This is a genomic window from Micromonospora sp. NPDC048907 (assembly GCF_055586885.1).
In genome coordinates this window covers 342375-368179 of sequence record NZ_JBVJHI010000005.1, presented here as the reverse complement: position 1 = coordinate 368179, position 25805 = coordinate 342375, and the positions used below count along the sequence as shown (strand labels likewise).

The 25805-nt window shown below is 71.0% G+C and carries 18 protein-coding genes and 1 pseudogene; 11 read left to right on the top strand and 8 right to left on the bottom strand.

Annotation, left to right across the window (positions count from 1 at the left end):
• Positions 1-40: 40 nt before the first annotated feature.
• The 3 genes from ACZ6PY_RS19725 to ACZ6PY_RS19715 all read right to left on the bottom strand — a co-directional run bounded on the left by ACZ6PY_RS19725 (position 41) and on the right by ACZ6PY_RS19715 (position 5985).
• Positions 41-1039: a LacI family DNA-binding transcriptional regulator gene (locus ACZ6PY_RS19725; protein ID WP_262285820.1), complete on the bottom strand. Its 999-nt coding sequence runs from the start codon at positions 1037-1039 to the stop codon at positions 41-43.
• Between the two features lie 164 nt (positions 1040-1203).
• Positions 1204-4887: a GH116 family glycosyl hydrolase gene (locus ACZ6PY_RS19720; protein ID WP_466074122.1), complete on the bottom strand. Its 3684-nt coding sequence runs from the start codon at positions 4885-4887 to the stop codon at positions 1204-1206.
• Between the two features lie 15 nt (positions 4888-4902).
• Positions 4903-5985 carry a GTP-binding protein gene (locus ACZ6PY_RS19715; RefSeq protein ID WP_466074120.1) on the bottom strand — a complete coding sequence of 361 codons (1083 nt, stop codon included), beginning with the start codon at positions 5983-5985 and terminating at the stop codon, positions 4903-4905.
• A gap of 259 nt (positions 5986-6244) precedes the next feature.
• On the opposite strand from ACZ6PY_RS19715, the gene ACZ6PY_RS19710 reads away from it, so the two are divergent.
• The 6 genes from ACZ6PY_RS19710 (at position 6245) to ACZ6PY_RS19685 (ending at position 15825) form a co-directional block, all read left to right on the top strand.
• The gene (locus ACZ6PY_RS19710; RefSeq protein WP_466074119.1) at positions 6245-9496 is read left to right on the top strand and encodes a DUF2961 domain-containing protein; all 3252 of its coding nucleotides are present in this window, start codon (positions 6245-6247) and stop codon (positions 9494-9496) included.
• Between the two features lie 85 nt (positions 9497-9581).
• A complete protein-coding gene (locus tag ACZ6PY_RS19705) occupies positions 9582-11120 on the top strand; it encodes a sugar ABC transporter ATP-binding protein (protein ID WP_466074117.1) in 1539 nt (512 codons plus the stop codon).
• On the top strand, positions 11117-12181 hold the full coding sequence (locus ACZ6PY_RS19700; RefSeq protein ID WP_466074115.1) for an ABC transporter permease: 1065 nt from the start codon (positions 11117-11119) through the stop codon (positions 12179-12181). The genes ACZ6PY_RS19705 and ACZ6PY_RS19700 overlap by 4 nt, the downstream gene beginning before the upstream one ends.
• Positions 12182-12204: 23 nt before the next feature.
• Positions 12205-13209 (top strand): substrate-binding domain-containing protein, encoded by a 1005-nt coding sequence (locus tag ACZ6PY_RS19695; protein WP_466074113.1) that lies wholly within the window; start codon positions 12205-12207, stop codon positions 13207-13209.
• Between the two features lie 101 nt (positions 13210-13310).
• The gene (locus tag ACZ6PY_RS19690) at positions 13311-15002 is read left to right on the top strand and encodes a family 43 glycosylhydrolase (RefSeq protein ID WP_466074111.1); all 1692 of its coding nucleotides are present in this window, start codon (positions 13311-13313) and stop codon (positions 15000-15002) included.
• A 298-nt stretch (positions 15003-15300) separates the two neighbouring features.
• Positions 15301-15825: a GNAT family N-acetyltransferase gene (locus tag ACZ6PY_RS19685; RefSeq protein WP_466074109.1), complete on the top strand. Its 525-nt coding sequence runs from the start codon at positions 15301-15303 to the stop codon at positions 15823-15825.
• Between the two features lie 471 nt (positions 15826-16296).
• On the opposite strand, the gene ACZ6PY_RS19680 is transcribed toward ACZ6PY_RS19685, so the two are convergent.
• From ACZ6PY_RS19680 to ACZ6PY_RS19670, 3 genes are all read right to left on the bottom strand, one after another.
• On the bottom strand, positions 16297-16899 hold the full coding sequence (locus tag ACZ6PY_RS19680) for an HAD family hydrolase (protein ID WP_466074107.1): 603 nt from the start codon (positions 16897-16899) through the stop codon (positions 16297-16299).
• A gap of 273 nt (positions 16900-17172) precedes the next feature.
• Entirely contained in the window at positions 17173-17829 is a 657-nt protein-coding gene (locus tag ACZ6PY_RS19675) for a lysophospholipid acyltransferase family protein (protein ID WP_466074105.1), read from the bottom strand.
• Positions 17826-18404 carry a TetR/AcrR family transcriptional regulator gene (locus ACZ6PY_RS19670; protein WP_466074103.1) on the bottom strand — a complete coding sequence of 193 codons (579 nt, stop codon included), beginning with the start codon at positions 18402-18404 and terminating at the stop codon, positions 17826-17828. The genes ACZ6PY_RS19675 and ACZ6PY_RS19670 overlap by 4 nt, the downstream gene beginning before the upstream one ends.
• A 148-nt stretch (positions 18405-18552) precedes the next feature.
• On the opposite strand from ACZ6PY_RS19670, the gene ACZ6PY_RS19665 reads away from it, so the two are divergent.
• The 3 genes from ACZ6PY_RS19665 to ACZ6PY_RS19655 all read left to right on the top strand — a co-directional run bounded on the left by ACZ6PY_RS19665 (position 18553) and on the right by ACZ6PY_RS19655 (position 21440).
• Positions 18553-19488 carry a beta-ketoacyl-ACP synthase III gene (locus ACZ6PY_RS19665; protein WP_466074101.1) on the top strand — a complete coding sequence of 312 codons (936 nt, stop codon included), beginning with the start codon at positions 18553-18555 and terminating at the stop codon, positions 19486-19488.
• A 32-nt stretch (positions 19489-19520) separates the two neighbouring features.
• Positions 19521-19907, top strand: a complete 387-nt coding sequence (locus tag ACZ6PY_RS19660; RefSeq protein WP_466074099.1) for a MaoC/PaaZ C-terminal domain-containing protein — start codon at positions 19521-19523, stop codon at positions 19905-19907.
• Positions 19908-20252: 345 nt separating this feature from the next.
• Positions 20253-21440 carry a low temperature requirement protein A gene (locus tag ACZ6PY_RS19655; protein WP_466074097.1) on the top strand — a complete coding sequence of 396 codons (1188 nt, stop codon included), beginning with the start codon at positions 20253-20255 and terminating at the stop codon, positions 21438-21440.
• Between the two features lie 3 nt (positions 21441-21443).
• Here ACZ6PY_RS19655 and ACZ6PY_RS19650 read toward each other — a convergent pair whose 3' ends face one another.
• Both ACZ6PY_RS19650 and ACZ6PY_RS19645 read right to left on the bottom strand, forming a co-directional pair.
• Complete coding sequence (locus ACZ6PY_RS19650) at positions 21444-22628, bottom strand: low temperature requirement protein A (RefSeq protein WP_466074095.1); 1185 nt, start codon at positions 22626-22628, stop codon at positions 21444-21446.
• A gap of 508 nt (positions 22629-23136) precedes the next feature.
• The gene (locus ACZ6PY_RS19645; RefSeq protein WP_466074093.1) at positions 23137-23529 is read right to left on the bottom strand and encodes a hypothetical protein; all 393 of its coding nucleotides are present in this window, start codon (positions 23527-23529) and stop codon (positions 23137-23139) included.
• 96 nt (positions 23530-23625) lie between these two features.
• Here ACZ6PY_RS19645 and ACZ6PY_RS19640 point away from each other — a divergent pair.
• Positions 23626-24009 (top strand): annotated as a pseudogene (locus tag ACZ6PY_RS19640) (IS701 family transposase); the annotation flags it as partial.
• Between the two features lie 766 nt (positions 24010-24775).
• On the top strand, positions 24776-25408 hold the full coding sequence (locus tag ACZ6PY_RS19635) for a TMEM175 family protein (protein WP_466074091.1): 633 nt from the start codon (positions 24776-24778) through the stop codon (positions 25406-25408).
• Positions 25409-25805: the final 397 nt, after the last annotated feature.

Below are 25805 nucleotides of genomic sequence, written 5' to 3'. Positions count from 1 at the left end.
AAGCCCGGCCGGGTCGCCGGGACCTCGTTCCGGCGGACGGTCAGCTCGGGCGGGTGGAGCTGTCGCGCACCTGGAGCCCGGTGCTGAGCGTGACGGTCGACGGCAGCCGGGACGGGTTGGCGATCCGCTCGGTGAGCAGGTTGGCGGCGGCCCGTCCGAGGTCGTACGTCGGCTGGGAGACGGTGCTCAACGACGGCCGGACCAGGTGTGCCCACGGAATGTCGTCGAATCCGACGACCCCCACCTCGTCCGGCACCCGGATACCGCGGTCGACGAGGCACTCCACGGCGCCCACGGTCATCAGGTTGTTCGTGGCGAAGACGCTGTCGGGCGGGTTGTCGCTGTCGAGCAGCGAGGCCATGGCCCGGTAGCCGCCCTCCTCGCGGAAGTCCGCGTACCGCACCAGGGCGTCGGTGACCTCCCGCCCGCGTTCCCGCAGCGCGCGCTGGTAGCCCCGGAGCCGCTGGGCGGCCGTGGAGATCCGGCGGGGGCCGGTGATGCAGGCGACCCGCTGGTAGCCGTTGTCGAGCAGGTGCGTGGTGGCCAGTCCGGCACCGTGCACGTTGTCGACGAGCACCGTGTCGATGGCGACGCCGCGCAGCTGACGGTCGATCGCCACGACCGGGATGCGGGCCTCGAGGAGCCGGTTGATCACCGTCGAGCGGCCCGACGTGGAGATGATGACGCCGGCCATGCGTTCGGCGAGGACCGCCGCGATGTACCGGGACTCCTTCTCCGGGTCCTCGTCGGTGTTGCACAGGACCACCGAGTAGCCGGCGCTCTGCGCGACATCCTCGACCCCACGCACCATCGAGGTGAAGAAGGGGTTGCCGATGTCGGAGATGATGACCGCCCAGAGGCTGGTCTGGCTCAGGCGCAGGTTACGGGCGACCGCGTTGGGGCGGTAGTCGAGGTCCTGCATCGCCTGGTGCACGCGCGCGGCCATGACTGGATCGACGGTGGTGCGGCCGTTCAGCACCCGCGAAACCGTCGCGGGGGAGACCTGAGCCTGCCGTGCCACGTCGTAGATCGTCGCCATTCGCCTCCATCCGGTGGATTCCTACGATGACAAGCCCGAGAACGAGTGCCCGATTCCCGCACCCTCGCCGTGCGGGACTGGGCATCCTACGGGCAGGAAATGACGGAATAGTCACGGGCGTCCGCGCCGGCGCTCGACACGGGCCGTGTCGAGCGCCGGCACGTTCAGCCGTTGAGCATCACCTGGATGGCGTCTCCCCGACCGACCACGACCTCGGCGTCCAAGGTAACGAGAATGCGCCCGTCCCGGCACGACCAGTCACGCACCGGCAGAGTGCGACTGCCCAGGCGCACCGTCACCCGTGCCGGGGAACGCGTCACCGCCAGGGCGATGCTGGACACCCGGAGGCGTCCGTAGCGCACCTCCACCGTGCCGGTGAGGTGCCCGCCGTGGCGCTCCTGCTGGAACAGGCCCCACCCCTCCGCCGCGGTGAACGCGGCGGCGAACCTGTCGGGGCTGATCCGGGGCGCGAACCCGATGTGGCCGCGGGGGCCGTGGTACTCGAATCCGCAGGCCGCGAGGTAGACGCCGTGGCTGGCCATGGCCCGGGCGTAGTGGTCGCCGCACTCGATCTCGTTGTACGGGTTGCGCTTGCCCGCGGCGTACCGGTCGTGCACCGCCCGGGTGAGGGTGAGCCCCTCCTCGACCAGGCCCTCCTGGAGCATCTGTGCCGCGACCTGGTACTCCTGGCCCGTCCACACCTCGTTGAAGTACATGGCGGCCCAGCTCGCCGGGTTCCCGGCCGCGGTGTCGGCGCCGCCGTGCGGCCAGGTGGTCATCAGCATGCCGTACTCGTGGTCCATCGCGAACCAGCGGCCGCCCGGGATGACGCTGTCCTCCCGGTAGTCGGCGTGGTCGGGCGTGAAGTTGTACCGGTAGAGACTCTCCAGGGCGCTGACCGCCTGCTCCGCGGGCACGACACGGGGGAGGCCGAGCTGACCGGCGAGGCTCTGCCCGAAGAGCTGGTCGATGTGGCACCCCCGATTGCTGTTGATCGCATCGGCGTGGGCCGGGTCGACCTCCTGGATGAAGTACTCGCCGTTGAAGAGTTCCGTGGACAGGTACCGGCTGCCGGAATCGGCGAGGACCCGGCACCGGTCGGCGAACTCGGGCTGGCCCACCTCGTCGGCCATCGCCGCCCCCGCCCGCAGCGCCGCGACGTACATGCCGGTGATCCAGGCGATCTTCCCGTACCAGGTGGTGTCGAGCGTGTTCGGCTGCGGGCCGTCGAGCGTGCCGTCCGGGCCCACGTCGTGCTCCATGATCCACTCCAGCGCGCGCCGCAGCCGGGACCAGTTCACCCGCAGGTAGGTGTCGTCCGGCGCGGTGAGGTGTTCCCGGTAGCAGCGCAGGATCGTCCCGCACTGCCCGTCGGTGGCCCAGCCCATGTCGGCCTCGGCGCGGTTGCCGATCTGGCCCGTGTCCGGGTGGAATCCGATGCCGAGGTCCACCCTGCCGCGGGTGTCGCGTTCCAGCTGGGGGAAGAGCCGGGCGATGGACTGGGCGTAGTTCCACACGTGCTCGCAGGTGCCCGGGCAGCAGTACACGCCCTCCCAGCCGTAGAACCGCCCGTCGTCGAACAGGTAGCAGGTGTTGGTGGCGAGCGTCGACGCGGGCGCCAGGGTGCGCTCCAGGAACCAGTGCGGCAGGGTGGCGTCGGCGTACCAGGTCTGCACCCAGGCGCGGGTGTCGGCCTCCAACCGGTCGAGGTCGTGGGCGACGTGCTCCACCACCGCGCGGGCGTCGGCGAACCGGGTCGCGTAGTGCCGGCGCAGGCTGTCCGAGCCGCGCAGGAAGCCCAGCGAGACCCGGTCCGGCACGGGGAAGTGCCAGCCGAGCACGAATCGCACGGTGCGGCTCTGGCCGGGCGCGAGGCGGACCGCCACGCTCACCGACCCGGCCTGCCCGGCCAGCGAACCGTCCACCTCCGTGGGGCCGGCCTCCGCCGCGAACACCTCGTCGAGACTGTCCCACCCGGCGAGCGACGGGCGCGTCACCGCCCGACCGTCGAGCGCGGCGAGGACGAGCGTGCCGTTGTCGGGCACCTGGTCCAGCGGCCGGGTGTCCGTCGGCACGTCGCTGAACACGATGCGGTCGACGTTGACGTGCCCCCACCCGCCGGTGTCCGTGTCCACGATCTCGATCACCGCCGTGCGCCCCTGGTAGGCGGATACGTTCATCGTCGCCACGCTGACCGGCTCCGCGTCGCGGCCGGCCACGCTGGCCACCAGGGCGCCGTCCACCAGGAGATTGACGCACGTGCTGCCGCGGTGGCTCCCGCCGCCCACGGCCACGTTGACGTAGCGGCGCTCGACGGTGAACGGTCGGCTGGTCAGTGTGCCGGTGGCGGCGTCGGCGCGGCCCGTGTCGCCGCCGGAGCCGCGGAAGTCGTGCGAGGTCACGAACCGCTGCCCCGACGCACCGAGATCGCCGAAGCGCTTCATGTAGTCCGGCACCTCGGAGACCAGCACCGGGCCGGCGCCGAAGGCGGTGCCCTCGACGGTCCAGCCGTCGTAGGTGTCGCGCTCCCAGTCCTCGAACACGATCTCCGGGCGGGGCGCCACGTCGGTGCACACGATCCGGTCGACGTTGACGTGCCCCCACCCGCCGGTGTGGGCGTCGACGATCTCGATGACCGCGGACTTCCCCTCGTGTGCGGAGACGTCCAGGTAGACGCTGTGCATCGCCTCGGCGTTGCGGCCGGTCGCCGTGGCGACCACCGCGCCGTCGACGAGCACGTTGACGCAGGTCTGGCCGGGGTGGTTGCCGCCGCCGACGGACAGCCGGATCGACTTGCGCGAGACCGTGAACGGGGCGCTGGTGAGCTTGCCGGTCGGCGCGTCGGCCCGGCCGATGTCGCCGTCGGCCCCGCGGAAGTCGTGCGAGGTGACGAGTCGCTGTCCGGTCGCGTTGAGCGGCCCGCCACCCTTCATGTAGTCCGGTATCTCGGAGACCTGCACCGGGCCGGCGCCGAAGGCGGTGCCCTCGACGGTCCAGCCGTCGTAGGTGTCCCGCTCCCAGTCCTCGAAGACGACGTCGGGGCGGTCGGCCGTCTCGGTCTGCTCGGCGGCCGAGAACCGGACCCCGCGCAGCGACCGGTCGCCGAACGCCGTCGACCGCAGCGTGATCCCGCGCTGTGTCCTGGTGTCCAGGCAGACCGGGTTCTCGACGTAGCCGAGCAGCGTCGCGTCCACCGTTCGGTGCGAGGTGTTGCGCAGGGTGTAGACCAGCACAGTCGCCGGCAGCGTCGAGTCCGCGACCGACAGCGGTACGAACGGCGAAAACCCCTCCAGGGTCACCTCGACCGGAGCGTCGGCGGCCCGGTACCGGACCGTGCCGATGGGGTACTGCCCGGTGAACCGCACCTGGTCGAAGCCGGTGGCGTCGAGCGCGCGGGTCTGGACCCGCCCGCCCGACCGGGTCCGCAGCGCGAAACCGTGCCGGAGGGGCGAGGCGGGCTGCCGAGGGTTCGCGTACCCGACGTCGGTGGTGCCGGCCGCCGGTCGGTTGAAGATGTCCCAGTTCCACAGCCGCCCGTCGCCGCCGAGGTACAGCTGGCCGGTGGCGCCGCCCCCGACCGGCATGCCGAGCCAGCGCAGGTCGGCGCCGGTGTAGCTGGTGGGCTCGCCCCGGCGGTACAACGCCGCGGACCAGTCGGGCGGCAGCGCCTTGTCGACCGGTACGCCGATCAGCCGGTTCTCGGGTACGCCGAGGGCGGCGGCGGCTTCGGCCCGGGAGCCGGCGAGTACGGTGCCGGCGGTGAGCCCGAGGGAGAGGGTGAGGAACTGCCGGCGGTTCGGGCCGCAGGCGTTGCCGGGACAGCACTGGTCGTACGGATGCTCTGCCATGGGTGCTCCTGACGGTCAGGCCGGTGTGGCCGGGAGACGGTGCACGGGGCGGGGGTAGGACGGCGCGAAGGCGTTCGCCGGGCCGGGCCGTGCGGCGGCGCCGGCCGCGAGGTCGGCGTCGTAGGCGGCGGCCCGTACCAGTGATTCGAGGTCCTCCGGCGGGCAGGTGGCGCGGACGTTGAGCAGCACGGTGGCCCGGGCCACCGGCGGTCCGTCGGGCCCGGCGGGCTCGTGCCGCGGCGGGTCACCGGCGGCCACGACGCTCATGCGGATCCGCCCGGCGGGCGACTGGATGGCGAGTTTGGCGTGACCGATGACGTCTCCCCGCCGGGCGCAGGCGGCGGAGAGCGACTCGAGGGCGACGTGTGCCCAGCGTCGCGGGGAGAACCCGTCGCCGGCCGACACCTGCCATACCTGGTTGAGCCAGCTCAGCCGCGCCTCCGCCGCGGCGTACCGGTCGTAGTCGACGTCCAGGTCCACGTCCCGGTCGCGCGGTCGCTCGTCGGTCCACCGCGCGACGAGATCGTCGAGGTGCTCGCCGAGGCTCGCGCTGTAGCCGAGGACGCCCGCGCCGGGGTAGCCGCGCCGGATCCGGTCGAGGAGCGCGCCGAACGCGGCGCGGGGCAGGGCGTCGGACTTGTTGACCGCGATGAGGTCCGCCTCGGCGAGTTGACGGTCGAACAGGTAGCCGAGGTCGCCGTCCAGCACGCCGACGCGCGCCGGATCGACGATCGTGGTGAGGGGGGCCAGCGTCAGGCGGTCGCCGTAGCGGGCCCGCAGGGGGCGGACGACCGTCGCCTGCAGGTCGGTGCAGCTGCCTACGGCCTCGGCCAGGATGGTGTCCGCACGCCCGGTGTCGAGCAGGTCGGTCACCAGGTCGGCGAGGTCCTCGAAGCGACAGCAGAAGCAGCCGTCGGTCACCTCGCCGACGTCGGGCACGGCGTCCCGGGCCAGGTGGGTGTCCACGAGGTCGCTGCCCTGGTCGTTGGTGATGACCGCGACCCGGCCGCCGCGTGCGGTGAGCAGCCGCCCGGCGGCCAGCATGGTCGTGGTCTTGCCCGCGCCGAGGAATCCGGTGAGGACGACGAGTCGGGGCACGGCTGCCCCCTCCCCGCGCGCCGCGGGGTCGCGGTGCGCGTTTGTGAGCGAGAAATCGTTTGCTCGGTTCTGATCGAGGACCATAGGAGCGGCCGGTGGGGCTGTCAACGTCGAAGCGCCGCCGACCTCGCCGGTCAGCACTGGAGGATTGACCGCCGCGCAACGGCTGCCTAACCTGATCGCAACCGCAGCGAGAAATCGATTCCTTGTCTGCCGCATATCACGGCCCGCCCCACCCACCGATGTGGAAAGGCGATTCATGACACCCACCACCCGCGCACCACGTACCTCGCTCCGGCGGCTGCTCGGTGCCGCCGCCGCGGCGACGCTCGTCGCCGGCTCGGCCGTCGTCGGCCTCACCGGACCCGCCTCGGCCTCCACCGGAGCGACCACGAACGGCCCCGTCGGCTGGGACGTCTACCGCCGGCTCGACCGGCTCCCGGAACTCACCGACGGCTCCCGGGCCTACCAGTTCTCCAGCTTCGACCGCAGCGGCGGCAACGACGACGGCTTCTCCGGCCAGTACTCCTGCCTGCGCACCAGCGCCGACGGCTGCGTCATCGCCGAGGCCGCCGGCGCCGGCGAGATCGACTCCATCTGGTTCACCCGCGACGAGGGCAACGTCTCCGCCACGGGCAGGATCACCGTCGTCCTCGACGGGAAGACCGTGCTCGACGCCAAGCTCCAGGACGTCGTGGACGGCAAGCTCGGTGCTCCCTTCGTCTACCCGGTGGTCGCCAACGCGGCGCAGAGCTCCGGGGGCGTCTACATCAAGGCACCGATGACCTACCGCAGCTCGATGCGGGTCACCACCGAGAAGAACCCGATCTTCTACCACGTCTCCTACCGGAAGTTCACCACCTCCGACGGCGTCCGCACCTTCGACCCCACCGACCGGGCCGAGGACGTCATCGCGCAGCTCAAGGCCGCCGGCACCCGCGACCCCAAGCCCGCCCAGCCGGGCGCCGCGACGGCCGAGCGCACCTTCGCCGTCCCCGCGGGCGGTCGGACGACCCTCGCCAGTGGCGTGGGCCCCGGCGCGATCACGGCACTCCAGCTGAAGATCCCGCAGCTCGTCGGCGCGCCCCAGCCGATCGCCGACGACGGCCGCGCCTTCGGCGCCGGCGGCGGCAGCGAGTTCACCGTCGCCGTCGACCCGGCCAACACCGGCGTACGGCTCACCCGCCGGCTCGACCCGCACATCGGGCACCAGCGGGCGCGGATCCTGGTCGACGGGGCACCGGTCGCCGAGTGGCCGGCCAACGACCCGGTGCCGTTCGGCACCTGGCTGGACCAGAGCGTCGACCTGCCGGCGAGCGCCACGGCCGGCAAGTCGAAGCTGACCATCCGCAACGAGTTCATCTCGTCCGACCTCGACGTCAACGAGTTCACGTACTGGGTCGACAGCCTCGTCTCCGGCACCGCGACGCGTACCGACACCGTCGACGTGGGCCCGGCGCACACCGACGTCGAGGCGGCGCACGGCTACCGGATCACCGCGCAGACCTGGCAGGGCAGCAACACCTCGTCCTACCCGGCCGACGACGACCGCAAGGCGGCCGTCGCCGCGTCCGACGCGGTGCTGCGGGACACCCGGCTGCGCATCTCGTTCGACGGAAAGACCACCGTGGACGCGCTACTCGGCGAGTTCTTCGGCACCGGCCTCGGGCTGCACGCCGTCCGGTCCCTGATGTTCGGCGTCGACCCGGCGACCGCGACCCTGTCGGCCTGGTGGCCGATGCCCTACCGGTCGCGCTGGACGATCGAGCTGCGCAACGGATCCGACGTGGCGATCAAGCCGTCGGTGGCCACCGTGACCACCGAGCGCTCCGCCCGCTGGGCCGCGGCCCTGCGGCCGACCGGCGACACCGGCTACTTCCGGGCGACCGCGACCAGCGCCGACACCACGCCGGGAGCGGACCACCTCTTCCTCGACGTCGCCGGACGGGGGAAGTTCGTGGGGGTCACTCACACCATGGAGGGGCACATCCCCGCCGGCAACCAGCGCAACTACCTGGAGGGTGACGAGCGCGTCTACGTGGACGGCGCGCAGAGCCCGAGCATCCACGGCACCGGCACCGAGGACTTCTACGAGAGCGGCTGGTACTTCAACCACGGCACGTTCTCCGCGCCCATGAACGGCAACCCGGCCCACGAGATCGCCGACTACGGCTGCCGGTACGACTGCACCGGCGCGTACCGGCTCATGCTCGCGGAGTCGGTGGCGTTCTCGACCGGACTGCGGTTCGGCATCGAGCACGGCCCGGGCGACCAGGACCCGGCCCGGTACGGCTCCACGGCGTACTGGTACGGCCAGGACACCCTCGGGCAGCGCTGGACGGACACGGTCGACGTGGGCGACACCGCCAGCGAGACGGCCCACCGGTACGCCTCCGGCGGCGACCGGACGGTGCTCACGTCGACCTTCGAAGGTGACGACGGCGCGCCCCGACCGGTGACCGACGACCTCCGCGCCTCCACCGAACCGATCCGGTTCCGGGTGACCCTCGACGAGGACAACGCGGGCGCGGTCCTGCGCCGGGTCGGCGACCAGTCGGCCGGGTACCAGTCGGTGGCGGTCGGCGTCGACGGGCGCGACGCCGGCACCTGGTCGCAGCCGCTGGCCAACGCGTCGCACCGGTGGCTGGAGGACGAGTACCGGCTCCCGGCCGCGCTCACCCGCGGCCGGGACGCGGTGACCGTCACCCTGACGCCCACCGCCGGCGCTCCGGCCTGGTCCGCGGCCCGGTACGCGGTGCTCAGCCTGGTCACGCCGTTCACCGACCACACGCGGCCGGGCGCGGTCAGCGGGCTCACCGCCACCAGCGGCACGACCAACGCCGTGACACTGACCTGGCGGCCGGCCCCGGACGACGTCTACGCCCCCCGGTACGAGGTGTTCGCCTCCCGCCAGGCGGACTTCACGCCGGGACCGGGCAACCGCGTCGGCACCACGACCCGTCCGAGCTTCGAGCACGCGGGTCTGGGGCTGCGCGAGACCTGGTACTACCGGGTGCGGGCGGTGGACGCGGCCGGCAACGCCGGGCCGTACTCGCCGACCGCCTCGGCCAGCACCGGCGACACGCTGCGGATCGAGGGCGAATCGCTCCTGCCCGCGGTCAGCGCCGACGCGCCGGCCGACCCGCAGAGCGACTGCTGCGGCATCCACTGGTCGCAGAGCGCGCAGCTGTGGTTCCACGCCAACGGGCCGAACCAGAGCGTCACCGTCAACTTCACCGTGCCCACCACCGGGACCTACGACCTGCGCCTCGTGCAGACGCTGGCCCGGGACTACGGCACCAACACGGTGGCGATCGACGGGGCCCGGATCGGGCCGGCCTTCGACGCGTACCACTCGCCGGAGGTGGTCGTGAGCGACCCGCTCGACTACGGCCAGCGGGAGCTGACGGCGGGCCGGCACACGCTCACGCTCACCGTGACCGGCAAGGCCGCCGCGGCGGTCGGCTACCTGGCCGGGCTCGACTACGTCGAGGCGCGGCTCCTCTCGTGACCGACCGGAGCCGCCGGGCCCGCACCGGGCCCGGCGGCTCCGGCCCGACCCGCAGCAGACCCGCAGACGACTGACGAGGTGCCGCATGACAGAACGCCCGCTGGTCCGGATGACCGGCATCGGCAAGCGGTTCGGCGGTGTGCACGCCTGCCGCGACATCGACCTCACCGTCCGGGCGGGTGAGGTGCACGCGCTGCTCGGCGAGAACGGCGCCGGCAAGTCGACCCTGATCAACATCCTTTCCGGCGTGATCACCGACTACGACGGCACCATCGAGCTGGAGGGGCGGCCGGTGAGCTTCGCCGGCCCGTCCGACGCCCAGCGGGCCGGCATCGCCACGATCCACCAGGAGCTGGACCTGGTGGCCGGGCTCTCCATCGCGGAGAACATGTTCCTCGGCCGCGAGCCGCGCACCCGGATGGGCACCGTCGACCTCCGGCGGATGCGCCGGCAGGCCACCGACCACCTGCGTACGCTCGGCGCCGACCTCGAACCGCGGCGGCTCGTCGGGTCGTTGCGCGTCGGCGAGCAGCAACTGGTCGAGATCGGCCGCGCCCTGTCGCTGAACGCGCGGGTGCTGATCATGGACGAGCCGACCGCCGCCCTGGCGGACGCCGAGGTCGAACGCCTCTTCGCGACGATCGCGGAGCTGCGCCGGGCCGGCGTCGGCATCGTCTACATCTCGCACCGGATGGCGGAGATCGAGGTCGTCGCGGACCGGGTGACCGTGCTGCGCAACGGCGGCGTCGCGGGCAGCGTCGACCCGAAGGCCGCCTCCCGCGACGACATCATCCAGCTGATGGTCGGCCGGTCGGTCGACGCGCTCTACGGCGAGGGGCGCAACGAGCCCGGGGACGTGCTGCTCGACGTGCGCGGACTCGCCGTGACGCCACGCCGGCCGACACCCGGGCGGACCGAGCCGGCCGGTGTCGACCTCACGGTGCGTTCCGGCGAGATCGTCGGACTCGCCGGGCTGATGGGCGCGGGCCGCACCGAACTGCTCGAGACGCTCTTCGGCGCCGGCGGCTCCGGCCGCCGGGCCGGCCAGGTGACGTTCGACGGCCGCCCGTACCGCCCGCACGGCCCACGGTCAGCCCTGGCGCGTGGGGTGGCGTTCGTCCCCGAGGACCGGCGTGGCGCCGGACTGATGCTCGAGCACTCGGTGAGCGACAACGTCGTGCTCTCCGCGCTGTCGACGCTGACGACGCTCGGCCTCGTCCGCCGGCAGGCGGTGAAGCGGACGGTGGCCGGGCAGCTCAGCGCCCTGGCGGTGAAGGCCGCCTCGCCCGCGGTCGCCACCGCCACGCTCTCCGGCGGCAACCAGCAGAAGGTCGTGTTCGCCAAGCAACTGCTGACGCGACCGCGGCTGCTGCTGCTCGACGAACCGACCAGAGGCGTCGACATCGGGGCCAAGGCCGAGATCTACCGGCTGCTGCACCAACTCGCCGACACCGGCATGGCGATTCTGCTCGCCTCGTCCGAACTGCCGGAGCTGCTCAGCCTCTGTGACCGGGTGGTCGTCCTGCACCGCGGTCACACCGTGGCCGCGTTGCCCCGCGCGGCCGCCACCCAACAAGCGATCCTCGCCGCGGCCAACGGGGACGATGCCAAGGAGGCCCGATGAACTCGCCCACCCCCACCTCCGTCGCCGAGGCGCCGCGCGAGACGCCGCCCCGCCGCGGGCCGATCCGACTGCCGCGGGACCGGCACGCGATCGTCGACAGCTTCTTCCGCTTCCAGAGCCTGTTCGGCCTGGCCGCCGTCTTCATCATCGCGATCGCCGTGTCGCCCGTCCGCAACGGCGAGAGCGTCTTCCTCAGCTCCGGGAACCTCGCCAACATCGTCCGGGCGGTCTCGGAGATCGGCATCATCGCGGTCGGGATGACGTTCGTGATCCTGATCGGCGGCATCGACCTCTCCGTCGGGGCGGTGCTCGGGCTCGCCGCGGTCGGTTCGGCCACCCTCATGGTCGACAGCGGCATGGGCATCCTGCCGACGGTCCTGATCGTGCTGTTGATCGGCACCGCGTTCGGCGCCACGCAGGGTGCGCTCGTCGCCCGGCTCGGCATCCAGTCGTTCATCGTCACCCTCGCCGGCCTGCAGGCGGCCCGGGGCATCGCCCGGATGTGGTCCGGCGGCCTGGGCATCCCCATCGCCTACGGTGACGGGCCGCAGGAGGCCCCGGAGGCGTTCTCGACGCTGAGCGGGTCCATCAACGGCGTCCTCCCGGTGCCGGCGCTGCTGTTCCTCGCCATCGGCGTCGGCGCGCTGCTGGTGCTGCGCACCACGGCCTTCGCCCGGCACGTCTACGCCATCGGCGGCAACGAGAAGGCCGCCCGGCTCTCCGGGGTGCCGGTGCGCCGCGTCCGCATCACCGTGTTCGCGATCTCCGGCCTGCTCGCCGCGCTGGCCGGGATCATCCACGCCGGGCAGCTCAACCAGGGCAGCCCCAACGACGGCGCCGGCTACGAGCTCGACGCGATCGCGGCCGTGGTCATCGGCGGGACGAGCCTCGCCGGTGGCAGTGGATCCATGGGCGGCACCATCGCCGGCGCCCTGCTGCTCGGGATCCTCAACAACATCCTCGCGCTCAACAACATCGACGCGAACGTGCAGCTGGTCGTCAAGGGCCTGGTCATCGTCGCTGCCGCCGCGCTGCAGAAGCTACGCCCCCGCATCGCCTGACCCACCACCCACTGGAGGAAACCATGCGTTACGCCCGAAGAGCGGCCACGATCCTGGCGCTGGCCGCGCTCGTCGCCACCTCGGCGTGCAGCGTCGAGGACGACCCCGGCAGCGGCAGCTCCGACGCCTCGGCGAAGTGCGGCAGCGGCAAGGACTTCCTGATCGGCATGTCCCAGGCCAACAACGCCGAGCCGTACCGGCAGGTCATGAACGACGACGTGAGCAACGCCGCGAAGTCCGTGCCCGGCTTCAAGGTGGTCGTCTCGGACGCGGCCCAGGACAACAGCAAGCAGGTGGCCGACGTGGAGAACTTCCTCTCCCAGGGCATCAACCTGCTGATCATCTCGCCGAACGAGGCGAAGCCGCTGACCGCGGTGGTCAAGAAGGCCCACGACCAGGGAATCCCGGTCATCGTGCTGGACCGCAAGGTCGAGGGTGACGCGTACACGGCCTTCATCGGTGGCGACAACGTCGCGATCGGCAAGGCGGCGGGGGAGTACTACGCGAAGACGCTGCTGCCGCAGGGCGGCAACGTCGTGGAGATCTCCGGCCTGCCCGGCTCCACCCCGGCCGCCGAGCGCGCCCAGGGCTTCCGCGAGGGCATCGCCAGCAACCCGAAGATCAAGATCGTGGCGAGCCAGACCGCCGAGTGGCTGCGCGAGAAGGGGCAGAGCGTCATGGACGCGATGCTCAAGTCGACCCCGGACATCGACGCGGTGTACGCGCACAACGACCCGATGGCGGAGGGTGCCTACCTGGCGGCGAAGGCGGCCGGCAAGGAATCCGCGATCAAGTTCACCGGGATCGACGCGCTGCCCGTCCCCTCGGGCGGCATCAAGGCCGTCGAGCAGGGCCGCCTCCAGGCCACGTTCCAGTACCCGACCGGCGGGCGCGAGGCGGTCGACCTGGCCAAGAAGATCCTCGTCGACTGCGCCAAGGACGTCCCGAAGACGACCACCCTCGGCACCCAGCAGATCACCAAGGAGAACGCCGCGGAGGTCTACACCACGCTCGGCGGCAAGCAGTAGGGCCGGGCGCCGGTCCGCCGCCGGAGGCAGGCGGCGGACCGGCGCGGCCGCGCGCCCGTCCGGCGCACCCCCTCGCCACCCGTCGACCCCTGGAGGAACGCATGCCCCGCCCACCGTCCCGCGTCGGCCGGTTGTCCGCGCTGCTCGCCCTCGGTCTGGGACTGCTCGTGGCCCCGGCGCCGGCCCGGGCCGCCGACAGCACCGCGCCGAGCAACCAGCCCTACGAGAACCGGTCCGTCCAGGTCACCGCCGGTGAGTTCGTGAACGTGTACGACCCCAGCGTCGGCGAGGACGAGCGCTGGTACTACAACGACCACACCATGGTGCGTGACCGCGCGACCGGCCTGTGGCACGTCTTCGCGATCACCCACGCCGAGCCGGCCAACCCGCTGGACGAGAAGTTCTTCGGCCATGCCACGGCGCCGTCACCCCGTGGCCCCTGGACGAAGCAGCCGTTCGCCCTGGCGGCCGACCCGAGCGCGGGGGAGACGCACATCTGGGCGCCGTACGTGCTGTTCCACGCCGGCACCTACTACATGTTCTACGCGGGCGGCACCGCCGACCACGAGGCGTACCGGATGCACCTGGCCACGTCCAAGGACCTGACGACCTGGACGCGGCACCCGGGCAACCCGCTCTTCACCGACGGCTTCGACGGTCGGGACCCGATGGTGACCCGCGTCGGCAACCAGTGGGTCATGTACTACACCGCCAACAGCACGCCGGCCGGTGGCCACCACATCGTCGCCTACCGCACGAGCCGCGACCTCGTGCACTGGAGCGGCCGGCGGACGGCCTTCGAGCACCCGGCCACCGGCACCTTCGGTGGCCCGACCGAGTCGCCGTTCGTGGTGCACCGCGACGGCTCGTGGTATCTCTTCGTCTGCTGCGAGAGCGGCTACCAGGACACCCGCGTGTACCGCAGCGAGGACCCGTTCCACTTCACCGTCGACCAGCTCGCCGGCCGGATCGAGGCCCACGCCGCCGAGGTGGTCAAGGACGACTCCGGCACCGGCCAGTGGTACGTCACGGGCGCCGGCTGGGGTCAGGGCGGGCTCTGGCTGGCGCCGCTGAACTGGCGTACGCCGGTGGTGACGAAGGGGCGGCTGGTCAGTACGCCCTACTACCGGGCCGTCGTGCAGACCGCGCCGGAGTCCCGGCTGGTCTCCTACGAGGCCGACCCGACCGGCCAAGGCGCGTACCGGCCCGTGACGGACTCGTCGTTCCGTTCCACGGCGCCCTACCTCGCGGTCGGCACCTTCGGACCCACCGACACGGCGGGGGCCGCCCGGAACGTGACCGTGTCTCCCGACGGCACGGACGTGCTCCTGGCCGGAATCCCGCTCGGCGACGAACCGGTGACCGTCGACTGGCGCTTCCGGTTCGCACCGACCACGGTGGACATCGACCTCACCTGGCACGTGACCGGCCCGACCAGCGCGCCGGTCTGGGAGGCCGCCTGGAACCTCGACTCGACCCTGCCCCGGCTCGCGGACCCGGCCGGCGCCGATCGCGACGGGGACGCGGCGGGCTTCACCCGGTGGACGCTCGCCACGGACGACGCGACCACGCTGGCGGTCGCGTACCGGGACGGGTCGGCCTGGAGCGAGGACAACCGGTGGTTCAACCGACCGAGCGGCTCGATCGCCTGGCAGCCCCTGTGGCAGCCGGGCGGGCGGTCACTGCCGGTGGGCGACCTCCCGGGCGGCACCTGGCGCATCGGCGTGAGCGGCGCGCCCGCCGACACCGGGTTCGCCGAGGCGCTGGCCGCCTCGCTCAACGGCACGGCGTAGCCTCCGGCCCCGCGGCCGGCCACCGGAACGGGTGGCCGGCCGCGGAGTCGGCGCTGGAGCGGTTGAGCTGCCTAGAAGCGCAGTTTGCAGCAGGGACGGGTAGTGGACATGGCTCGGTTCGTAGCACACTCAGCGATCCGCCTACCCTGGCCAGCTGGGACACGGCAGGCCTACGAGCCCGACAAATCCAGCGCCACTCCTGCCCGACCCCTCGGTCACAGTCGGGACATCTGAGCGCCTGCGGGCGCACTCACGTGGCGATGACAGGCACGTCTTCCCTCTGAGAAAAGCTGAGGATGTGGCTTCCCTGTTGATCCGTTCGGCAAGACAGTCGGAGCTCGATGACGTGGCCCTGCTCGAGGGGCAGGCGGGCGAGCTCTTCCACTCGGTTGGCATGTCGGAGGTGGCCGCCCATGTCCCCGATCAGCAGGCCCTGAGTCGGAGTCAGCAGCAAGGGCTGATCTGGGTTGCCGAGGAAGACGGGAAGATTGCCGGCTACATCGTGGCAAGGGTGCTGGACGGTAATGCCCACATAGAGCAGGTGTCGGTGGCGCCCACTCACGGTCGGCGGGGCATCGGCCGCCGGCTCATATCGCACCTCGAGGCATGGGGCAGGCGCAACGATCGGCCAGCGACGACCCTGACGACATTTCGCGACGTGCCCTGGAACGGCCCTTACTACCGGTCACTTGGCTACCGCGAGCTACCCGGCGCGGAGATTGGACCCGAGCTGGCAGGCGCGATGCAGCACGAAGCGTCGCTGCCCGGAATAGATGCTTCCCGTCGCTGCGCGATGATCAAGTGCAACGGCGTCGCTCCCTGACCTGCGTCGTCAGGTGCCGTTGGTGATTGAGGCCGGCCGGCCGTGCTGTGGGACCAGAGAGCCAAAGGGCTGGGCCGGGGACGATCGCCATCGGGGCTGTTCTCCTTCGACGGCGGGGCCATCGCTGCCGCGCAGCAGAGCTGCTTACCTTCGAGTCACGGGGGCACTGCCCGCGGTTTGATGACGACGAGGACCAGGGTGTGACCCATGCCCCCGCGTGCCTGATCCTCTAGGCCACCCGGTCGGCGGCAAGGGCGCTGCGCGTCGGCGCGACGATGGCCTACGGCCACCCTTGACGCCGACCGGACGACGCAGTCCTTGGTAACTATCGGGGATGGGGGAACTCGCGGCCAACCTCCACCAGCACGCTCTTCACGCACCGAGGGTCACCGGTGGCCGCTGTCGTCCCTGCGGTCAGCTCCCCACAAGCCACACCCCGCACCGCAGCCGGTCGCCCGGCATTGTCGGCGCTTACGGGGCCAGGAGCCTGTCCAGCGCAGCGCCCAACGCAGCGGGGCCGGTGAACCGTATCGCGGTGATGCCCAACTCCTGGGCGCCGGCAACGTTCGCGGCCTTGTCGTCGATGAACACCGCCTCGCTCGGGGCGCTGCCCATCAGGTCAAGTGCCCGGTTGAACACGCCCGGATCGGGCTTGGTAGCTCCAAGCCGGCAAGAAAAGAGCAGGGCATCGAAGCGGGAGGCAACGTGGGGGAGCACATCCGGGAGCGCATCCAGAAGCAGAGGATCGTTGTCCGTGAGCAGGGCCGTTCGCAGCGGGCGCAGGCCGTCCACCAGTTCCAGCACCTGCGGATCCGGCTCGAAGGCACGGCACCAGACCTCGTGGAGCGTCGTGAGATCCCCCCGGTATCCCAGACCCTCCCGAACTGTGCGGTGGATTTCCGCCGACGAGCCGAGGCCGCGATCCCATCGTTCGATGAGCCCGGACGCGTACAGCACGCTCTCGACCTGCGCTGCACTTACCCCACACGCCTCACCGAGAGCGGCCAGTCGCCGCTCTGGACGGAACCGGCAGACCACACCTCCGAGGTCGAAGAAGATCACCTTTGGCGGCATGCGCTGACGATAGCCGCCCCGCCGACATGCAAAAGAGCGGGCGGCGCGACCTTCTTCTAACCCCCGGGCCGGCATGGGCCATCCTGGGCCTGTAAGCGTGGCGCGCAGCGGGCACGAGGCGCGACTGCCAGCGGAGTCCTGATGTACGCACATCGGCCGGTCCGGTCGCTCACCGACCATGGCCAGCGCCAGGACCGCGACAGTGTGCACACCTGATTCTTCGTTCGGGCTCGGTGGCGACTCCGGTGCCTCGTGCGGGAAGGCGTGTTGCGGTCAAGTCCGGGCGTAGTGCTGCACGTACTCCTGAGAGGTGAGGGACTGGATGGTGGCCATCACGGTGTCGGTGAGCCGGCGGATGTCCGCCGGCGCCTCTATGTGCACGGGGATGGCTGGTCCGAAGGTGATGCTGATCGGGTGGCGCCGGGGAAGGCGCGCGCCGGTCGGACGTACGCGGTCGGTGCCGCGGATGCCGACCGGGATGATGGGGACGCCGGCCTGGTGGGCGAGGCGGACCGCGCCGGTGCGGCCACGGTAGAGGCGCCCGTCGGGGGATCGCGTGCCCTCGGGGAAGATGGCTACCAGGCCGCCGGAGCGGAGTACGGGAACGGCGGCGTCGAACGCCGAGAGGACCGCCCGGCCGCCGCCCCGCTCGACCGGGATGGCGCCCATGCCGGCGACAACCTGCCGGGTGAGGTGGCCGAGGGGTCCGGGGGAGCGGAAGTATTCGGCCTTGGCCCAGAAGGCGATGTGCCGGGGCGTCAGGATTCCGAGGAACAACTGGTCGGCGATCGACAGGTGGTTGGCGGCCAGGATCGCGCCCCCGGAGTCGGGGAGGTGACCGAGGCCCGTGACCGTGGGACGCCAGGAGTGGCGGAGGTATCGGCCGATGGTGTGCTGGGCCAGCGCGTACAGCGGTGGGGTGCGGGTCATGCGGCGGGTCCGAGGTGGGCGGTGAGAGTGGCGTCTAGCAAGGCGCTCGGATCGGTGGCGCCGGTCGCGAGGGTGAGGCTGCCCCAGCTCCACAGTTGGGCGATGCCGTGCAGGTTGGCCCAGAGTGCTCCTGCGACGACCTGGGCTGGCGGCTCGGGCTCGGGCCGGGCCTGCGCGACCAGGTCGGTGAGGAGCTGGAACAGTGGCAGGCTGGTGTCGCGCAGTCTCAGATGGCCGCTCTCCAGCAGGTCGTGGCGGAACATCAGCTCGTAATGGCCGCGGCGGGTGGCGGCGAAGTCCAGGTAGACCCGAGCGAGCGCGGCGACCCGGGCGCGTGGGTCGCCAGCCGCCTCGGCCAGGGCGGAGTTCGCCCGGCTGGCGAGGTCGGTGAACCCGTCGCGGGCGATGGCCGACAGCAACTCCAGGTGGGTGGGAAAGTAGCGGCGCGGCGCGCCGTGCGAGACGCCGGCGCGTCGGGCGATCTCTCGCAGCGACAACGCGGACGGGCCCTCGTTGTCGAGCAGTTCGCCGCCGACACGGATGAGGCGTTCGCGGAGGCCCTCGTCAACTTGCATAGACGCTGTCTACCAGGTGCGAGTAGACAACGTCTACTCGCACCGCCTTCCAAGTTGCCCGCCGAACCCACGGCATAGACATCGTCTACGCAGCGATGGTAGACAACGTCTACCCACTGATCTTGGCCTGGGCTAGAGGGAGGCGCTGGTGCGCGGTTCGAAGGTCGTCGGCGCAGGTCACTACCAGCCTGCGAAAGTGCTGTCCAACCATGACCTCGCCACGATGGTGGATACCAGCGACGAGTGGATCCGCAGTCGGGTCGGCATCCGGGAACGGCGGATCGCCGGGCCCGCCGAGCCGCTCGACCTGATGGCGGCCGAGGCGGCGGAGTCGGCCCTGCGAGCTGCCGGCGTGGCCGTCGAGGCGGTCGATTTGGTGGTGGTGGCGACCTGCACGGCGGTCGATCGCAGTCCCAACATCGCCGCCCGGGTCGCGCGTCGGCTCGGCATGCCGTCACCTGCGACGATCGACGTCAACGTCGCCTGTTCCGGGTTCACCCACGCGTTGGCCACGGCTGACGGCGCCGTTCGGCTCGGCTCGGCGACGAACGCGGTGGTGATCGGCGTGGAGCGGCTGAGTGACTTCACCGACTGGACCGACCGGACGACGTGCGTGCTGGTCGGTGACGGAGCTGGCGCGGTGGTGCTGACCGCCGCCGAGCAGCCCGAGATCAGCCCGGTGGTGTGGGGCTCCTACCCAGACATGGGCGAGGCCGTGGTCATCGAGGGCGATCGCAAGTTCACCCAGGCTGGACAGAGCGTCTACCGGTGGGCCACCACCACGCTGCCCGACATCGCCCGCCAGATCTGCGCCGCCGCCGACATGACGCCGGACGATCTCGGCGGCATCGTCCTGCACCAGGCCAATCTGCGCATCATCGAGCCAGTCGCACAGCGCATCGGGGCGACGAAGGCCGTCGTTGCCCGTGACGTCACCGAGTCGGGCAACACCTCGGCGGCGAGCATCCCGATCGCGCTGTCGAAGCTGCTCCAACGCGGAGAGCTCCAGCCCGGTGCACCGGTGCTGCTGCTGGGCTTCGGCGGAGGACTGTCGTACGCCGGGCAGATCGTCCGCTGCCCATGACCATGAATGAACCAGGGGGGAACGGGGAGCGCATGAGGACGTACGAGAGCGTCGCCGCGTTCCTCAAGCACGAGGGCGAGCTGCTCGGCACCACCCAGTGGCAGGTCATCGACCAGGGCAGGATCAACGCGTTCGCGGACGTCACCGGCGACCATCAGTGGATTCACGTCGACGAGCGGCGCGCCCTTGCGGAGAGCCCCTTCGGGAAGACCGTCGCGCACGGCGCGCTCACGCTCTCGCTCTGCTCCGCCTTCCTGTCCGAACTGATCCACGTCAACGGCGTCCGCCTGGTGGTCAACGGTGGTTTGAACCAGGTCCGTTCCGCACGCCGGTGCTGGTCGGTTCGCGCGTCCGCGGCGTGGCCACGCTTACGCAGGCCCGACCCCTGTCCAACGGCGCCCGCGTGGTGGTGCAAGTGAAGGTGGAGATCGAGGGCGAGACCACGCCTGCGTGCATCGCGGACCAGGTGTTGGTGTTCTACGGGTGAGCGTTGCCGGAACTTCCGCCAGCGATCCGGCCTCGGATCAGATCCTGCAGTGATGTTGACGGCGAACAACGATGAGCCGTAGGGCTCGGCGGCCCGGCAATCGACTTCTCCGCGCGACATGTGGCAGGTCTCGCCCGACATGCTCGCCGGCCCACGGGCCTGACCGCCTAACGGCGGCACGTAGGTAGCGGGATGACACCGATGGCGAGCCTGCGGCCCGGCCGGTGCCCGTAGGGTGTGATCAGGCGAGAACGTGCGGAGGTCCGGAGGGACGTCGATGGTGACCGAAGGCGGCGCCAACGCGGCGGCTCCGACCCCACGGGACCCCGGCCGCCCGGCGTTTTTGGAACTCTTCTTCGACCTTGCGTACGTCTTCGCGATGATCTCCCTGGTCGGGACGCTGGCCGCCGACGTGAGCTGGACCGGCGTCGGCGGGACGCTGGTCCTGCTGCTCGCGTTCACCCTGGTCTGGGCGGTGACCACGTGGGCCGCCGACGCCCTGGACCTGACGCGGCCCGCGGTCCAGGTGCAGTTCATCGGGGTGGCGGCCGGCAGCCTGCTGCTGGCGGCCGCGGCACCCGAGGCGTACGACGGGCGCGGCCTGCTCTTCGCGATCACGTACCTGGCGATCCACCTCGGTTCGAGCGTCTACTACCTCCTGCTCCGGCCGGGTGCGAACGAGCCCGTCCGCAGCGCCCGGATCTTGTTCTGGTACACCATCGCCGCCGTCGGCTGGATCGGCGGCGCGCTGGCCACCGGCCCCACCCGCCTCCTGGTCTGGGCGGCGACCGTCGCCATGGAGTACGTCGCCGCCTCGCTCGGCTGGCCGCTGCCGAAGCTCGGGCGGTCGCAGCCGCAGGAGTGGCGGCTGGTCGGCGAGCGGGTGGCCGAGCGGTACCGGCAGTTCGTCATCATCGCGCTCGGCGCGTCCATCTTCATCATCGGGACGACCTTCACCGTGAGCGCCTACACCCTGGACCGGGCGTGGGCGCTCCTGGTGGTGTTCACGACCGTGGTGCTGGCCTGGCGGATCTACATCTACCGGGCCGGCGAGCTGCTGACCGAGGCCATCGCGCGGTCGGCGAACCCGTCACTGCTCACGCAGTCCGCCGCGGTCACTCACCTGATCATGGTGGCGGGCATCGGCGGCATGGCGGTCACGAGTCACCTCGTCTTGACGCGTCCGTTCGGGGAGACGCCGCCGTCGTGGGCCGCGGTCATCCTCGGCGGACCGGCGCTGTTCCTGGTCGGCCGCGCGGCGCTGGACTACACGGTCTTCGGCCGGATGTCCCGGTCCCGGCTGGCCGGGGTGGTCCTGCTTGGCGGCGCGGCGCCGGCCGCGGGCCTGCTGCCGCCGGTCCTGGTCGCGCTGCTCGCCATGAGCATCCTGGCCCTGGTCGCTGCGGCGAACCTGGTGAGCACCCGCCGCCACGCCCGGGCACCGATGCCACCGGCGCTCGGGTGACCCTCACCCGGCCGGCACGGTCACCCGGACCGGCCGCGCGTGCGCGGGCAGCGCCTCCCAGACCAGGATGAGCAGCAGCACCAGATTCGCCACGATCAGGATGGCCAGCGGCGGCAGCAGCGCCATCACGGGCGCGATGACGCACAGCACCACGATCCCCAGCGCCCGGGACCACAGGACCCGTCCGGTGACCACGGCGTCGAACAGGCAACTCCCGAGCAGGAACAGCGCCGGCCCGCCCAGGATGGCGGTGATCCAGGCGGCCGGTGCCGCACCGGAGGGCTGGTCGATGACCAGCGAGACGCTTGTCGACACGACCAGCACCCCGGCCACCATCACCAGGTGGGTGTATGAGGTCGAGGTGCCGGGCCGGACCCGCTCCACCACCGTGACGGCGGGCGGTGCCAGCAGCTGCCGTACCCGCTGGAAGTAGAGCTGGAAGAGCACGACGGCGCTGGCGAAGCCGACGAAGCCCGCGGCCACCCGGCCGGCCTGGAAGCCGCTGCCGGCCAGCCCGATGCCGCCGCTCAGGATCAGCTCGCCGAGGGCGATGATGAAGATTTCTCGATGCCGCTCGGACAGGTGGGTGCCGGTGAAGATCTGACTGGCCAGTTCGGTGCGGCCAAGCTTCGGCGTCGGCCAGCCGATCCGGGCCGACCCCAGGTCGACCGCCACCGCGACCGACCAGAGCAGCAGCCGGGCCGTTCCGTGCACGAACACCCCGGCCACCCACGGCAGCGCCGTGACGCCGAACCAGAAGAACACCCGGATGCTCCGGGCCTGGATCGGACGATTCACCCGGGTACCGGGGATGAGGACGGCGTCGCGGACGAGATGGATGCCGAAGTACGCCGCGACGAACAGCCAGCCGTACTCGGCGAAGGCGTACGGCACCGCGATCGCCATCAACAGGGTGCCGAGCATGACCGCCAGGACGGTGGCCTGGATGACCGGCAGCCGCGGGTTGAACAGGTCCGTGAGCCAGGCGGTCAGAACCCAGACCCACCAGGCGGCCAGCAACAGGACGGCGGTCTCGGCGGCACCCCGGACGGTCAGGTCCCCGGCCAGCCCCGCCGAGAGCCGGGAGAGCATGAAGATGTAGACCAGGTCGAAGAAGAGCTCCAGGAACGTCGGATAGTCAGGCTCGCCGCGCCGGCGGAGGATCCGGGGGAGCGGGCTGGGCCTCACGCGTCTGCCTCCTTCGGCACGCCCCTCGGGGAGCGGAGGCACGTTTCTTTCGCCAACCTACAAAAGCTGGGGTCGCCGGAGAGCGGAAACTGAGGAGCAGGCAGAAGCTATACACCGGCCATCGGCCCGACACCCACGACCTTCGGCGGTGCAGTTCAATGGATGACCGCCATGAGATGGCGGCGTGAGCGATCAGGCCAGCCAGGTCCGCCCGGTAGGTCCCACGCATGCCCTCGGGCAGGCCTGGTCCCGTGGCCGCGGCCTGGTGGCAAAGGGCATCACCCCGCTGCGGGGCCGCCTATCGGGCTGGGCTGATCGGCCGAAAGCTCGGCGGGCGCCTGACCGCGAACTGACGCGGTGCTGCACTAGCTGATCGGCCAAGGCCGCCACGACCGCCTTCGCCGCTCGCCACCGCCACATTCGCAATCGGCATTAGTACTCCAACGTCACTTGGCTCCGGCGGTTGGCCTACTCCAGCGTGTATGGGCCGACGGTGGACGAGATGGCCTCATTCGGCGATCGTTGCCGCTGCTGTGGGGGCCCAGCGGGTCAACCACTGCACGATGGCCGTCGGATTCTGCAGTTCCAGGTCACCGTCGGTGTCCAGCCTGAGCCAGCCGGGACGAAGGAGACCGATCATGGTCAACCGCTCATGATCATGTCCGAGCAGTTCGAGCCATAGATCGGGCCACTGCATCCAGTGCATGACCTCGGTGTCTGGTCGCAGTACCAGCGCTACTCGCAGTTGCATCAGCGCCTCTGGGTCACGCTGGTCAGCGAGGACCGGACGACGGTTGCGCCGCTTGCGAGTTGGCTCACCCGGCCCGGTCGAGTCGAAGACGCGGACGCGAGTCGTCCTGTCCAGGGTCTCGGCCACTTCAGCAAGAAGATCGCTGATCACGCTCGTCATTCTTGTGGCAGAGTGACGCGACAGCCAGCAGTAGCCAACGAACCTTCGGATGCCCCGCGTTGGGCGTGGCGTGGATATGAGGACGGCCACCTGTGCTGGTCACCTCGGCCAGTGCCCCTGCACACCCTCGTTCGCGTGGCCGGCTCCCGCTGGAGCATCGAGGAACTGTTCCAGACCGGCAAAGGCCAGATCGGCCTGGACCACTACCAAGTCCGCGGCTGGACCGGCTGGCACCGACTCATCACCCTGGCCATGCTCGCCCTGGCCGTCCTGACCATCCTCGCCGTGCAGCAGCCCGACGCAGACCCGGAAATCATCGCGTTGACCGTCGCCGAGATCCGCCGACTCCTCAACGCCCTCGTCCTCACCCTGCCGCTACCACCAGCGCACACCCTGCACTGGTCTACCTGGCGACGAACATCCCAAGCCCGAGCCCGCCGGATCCACTACCAGCGCAGGCAGGCGAAGTGACGTTGGAGTATTAGTGCAGGGGTCGGGTCGATGCGTGTGCCATTCAGCTAGAGAGGTGGACGGCAGCTTGGGCTGTGCCCATCCGTGAGGCGTGTCCGTGATGGAGTGTCCGGCACCGGGCGGTCGTTGACGACCCGGAGCCCACCCGGTCCAGGTACGGTGATTGCCAGTCGATCGGGATGGCACCGACAGCGCGGAGCCCAGGTGGGGGATCGCTTCATGTCGATCCCGACCTGCGACCAAACCCGTCACTCGAGGTCAAACCCTGTTTCGAGGCGCTGAATGCCGGGGTAACTCGAACCCCAAACAGACTGCACCCGGCTTGTGCACGAACAGCGACTCGTCTGGTGAGCGCTCGTGGCCGGGAAAGTGGGGCAGGTCCTATCGCCTCGCCCCCGCACCGGCCAATTGACCCGAATCGTCCTACGAGGCGGCCGCTCGGCCTGACACCTGCGGTTACCTCGGGCCCTGCAGACGGCCGACCATCTGCAGGGCCTCCGGTTCCTAGCTCAATTCCCACCGCAGCACCTTGCCCGTCTCGGTCTCGCCGGCGCCGGCCATCACCGTCAGTGCGTCTGGCGGACGAGCCGCGGCCGCGTAGCCATCGGCGGCACCAGCAACGCCGGGCGCCGGGCTGGCCACGAGACGGAACGCGATGAGGCCCTTGCTGCTGCCCCGGCCGCTTACCTGGGCCGTTCGTGGGTAGGCACGCCTGGTGAGCGGGCCTGAGACGGACCTTGGCACCCGGTCGGACACCAGCCGTGCCGTGGCGTTCAGCGACGCCATCTTCGCGATCATCATCACGCTGCTGGTCCTGGACCTCCGGGTGCCGGACGTCCCGCCCGGCCGCCTCCTGTCCGGACTACTCCACCAGTGGCCGTCGTATGTCGCGTATCTCGCGTCCTACTCGTACGTGGCCGTCGTCTGGCTCAACCACAAGGCGGCGTTCAACCGCATCCAGCAGGCCGATCGCGGACTGCACTGGATGAACCTGTTCGTGCTGTTCACCACGGCGCTGCTGCCGTTTCCGACCATCGTCGTGTCGCACGCGCTGCAGGAGCACGACAACGCGGACCAACGTGTGGCCATCGCCTTCTACGCGCTGATCGGCGCGTCGCTGTGCGCGACCTGGCTGGCGTTCTACCACTACCTGGCACAGAACCCCGACCTGCTGAAGGAACAGGTCAAGGACGCGTTCTTCCGCGTCGAGCGGTTTCGCGCCCTCGCCGGGGTCGTTCTGTACGTCCTGGCGGGGGTGGTCGGCTACCTGGTGGCGCCGCTGGTCGGCCTCGCCATCTTCCTCCTCCTGCCCGTCTTCTACGCCGTCACCAGCGCCGGCCTGTACCAGTTTCCAGTGACCCGCCGGATCACCCACCGCCCTCCGCCACCCTCGGACTGAGGGCGGGTGAGCGCGGGTTGACCCCGGCGGGCGCGTGGGTACCCGCCGCAATCCGGGTTTGAGAGGGGATCCGAATGAACTACACCGAGTTCATCCAGTCCGTGGCAGCGCGACCGAAGGTTCCGCCGGGGCAAGCGGAACCGATCACCCGCCCTCGGGCGGGCCTGGGCATTTTCGGCGACCGGCACTTCGGCAGGCAGACGCATCGCGACACGAGCAAAGGCCCGCGGCGAGTGCCGCCAAGGGTGGAGCCGCGCCGTTTGACCTGACGCAAGCGAGCCTCATTGCCGCCCCTCGCCTACCGCCCGCAACACGGCTCCCTGGTCTCGCGCTGGGCTGACCGAGGCCCTGGCGTCTCTCGAGGCTCCGACCGCCCTCCACCTCGCGATCGCCGAGC

Coding starts and splice junctions, on each gene's coding strand:
- ACZ6PY_RS19725 (WP_262285820.1), bottom strand. CDS start 1,039: ATGGCGACGATCTACGACGTGGCACGGCAGGCTCAGGTCTCCCCCGCG.
- ACZ6PY_RS19720 (WP_466074122.1), bottom strand. CDS start 4,887: ATGGCAGAGCATCCGTACGACCAGTGCTGTCCCGGCAACGCCTGCGGC.
- ACZ6PY_RS19710 (WP_466074119.1), top strand. CDS start 6,245: ATGACACCCACCACCCGCGCACCACGTACCTCGCTCCGGCGGCTGCTC.
- ACZ6PY_RS19705 (WP_466074117.1), top strand. CDS start 9,582: ATGACAGAACGCCCGCTGGTCCGGATGACCGGCATCGGCAAGCGGTTC.
- ACZ6PY_RS19700 (WP_466074115.1), top strand. CDS start 11,117: ATGAACTCGCCCACCCCCACCTCCGTCGCCGAGGCGCCGCGCGAGACG.
- ACZ6PY_RS19695 (WP_466074113.1), top strand. CDS start 12,205: ATGCGTTACGCCCGAAGAGCGGCCACGATCCTGGCGCTGGCCGCGCTC.
- ACZ6PY_RS19690 (WP_466074111.1), top strand. CDS start 13,311: ATGCCCCGCCCACCGTCCCGCGTCGGCCGGTTGTCCGCGCTGCTCGCC.
- ACZ6PY_RS19680 (WP_466074107.1), bottom strand. CDS start 16,899: ATGCCGCCAAAGGTGATCTTCTTCGACCTCGGAGGTGTGGTCTGCCGG.
- ACZ6PY_RS19675 (WP_466074105.1), bottom strand. CDS start 17,829: ATGACCCGCACCCCACCGCTGTACGCGCTGGCCCAGCACACCATCGGC.
- ACZ6PY_RS19670 (WP_466074103.1), bottom strand. CDS start 18,404: ATGCAAGTTGACGAGGGCCTCCGCGAACGCCTCATCCGTGTCGGCGGC.
- ACZ6PY_RS19660 (WP_466074099.1), top strand. CDS start 19,521: ATGAGGACGTACGAGAGCGTCGCCGCGTTCCTCAAGCACGAGGGCGAG.
- ACZ6PY_RS19655 (WP_466074097.1), top strand. CDS start 20,253: ATGGTGACCGAAGGCGGCGCCAACGCGGCGGCTCCGACCCCACGGGAC.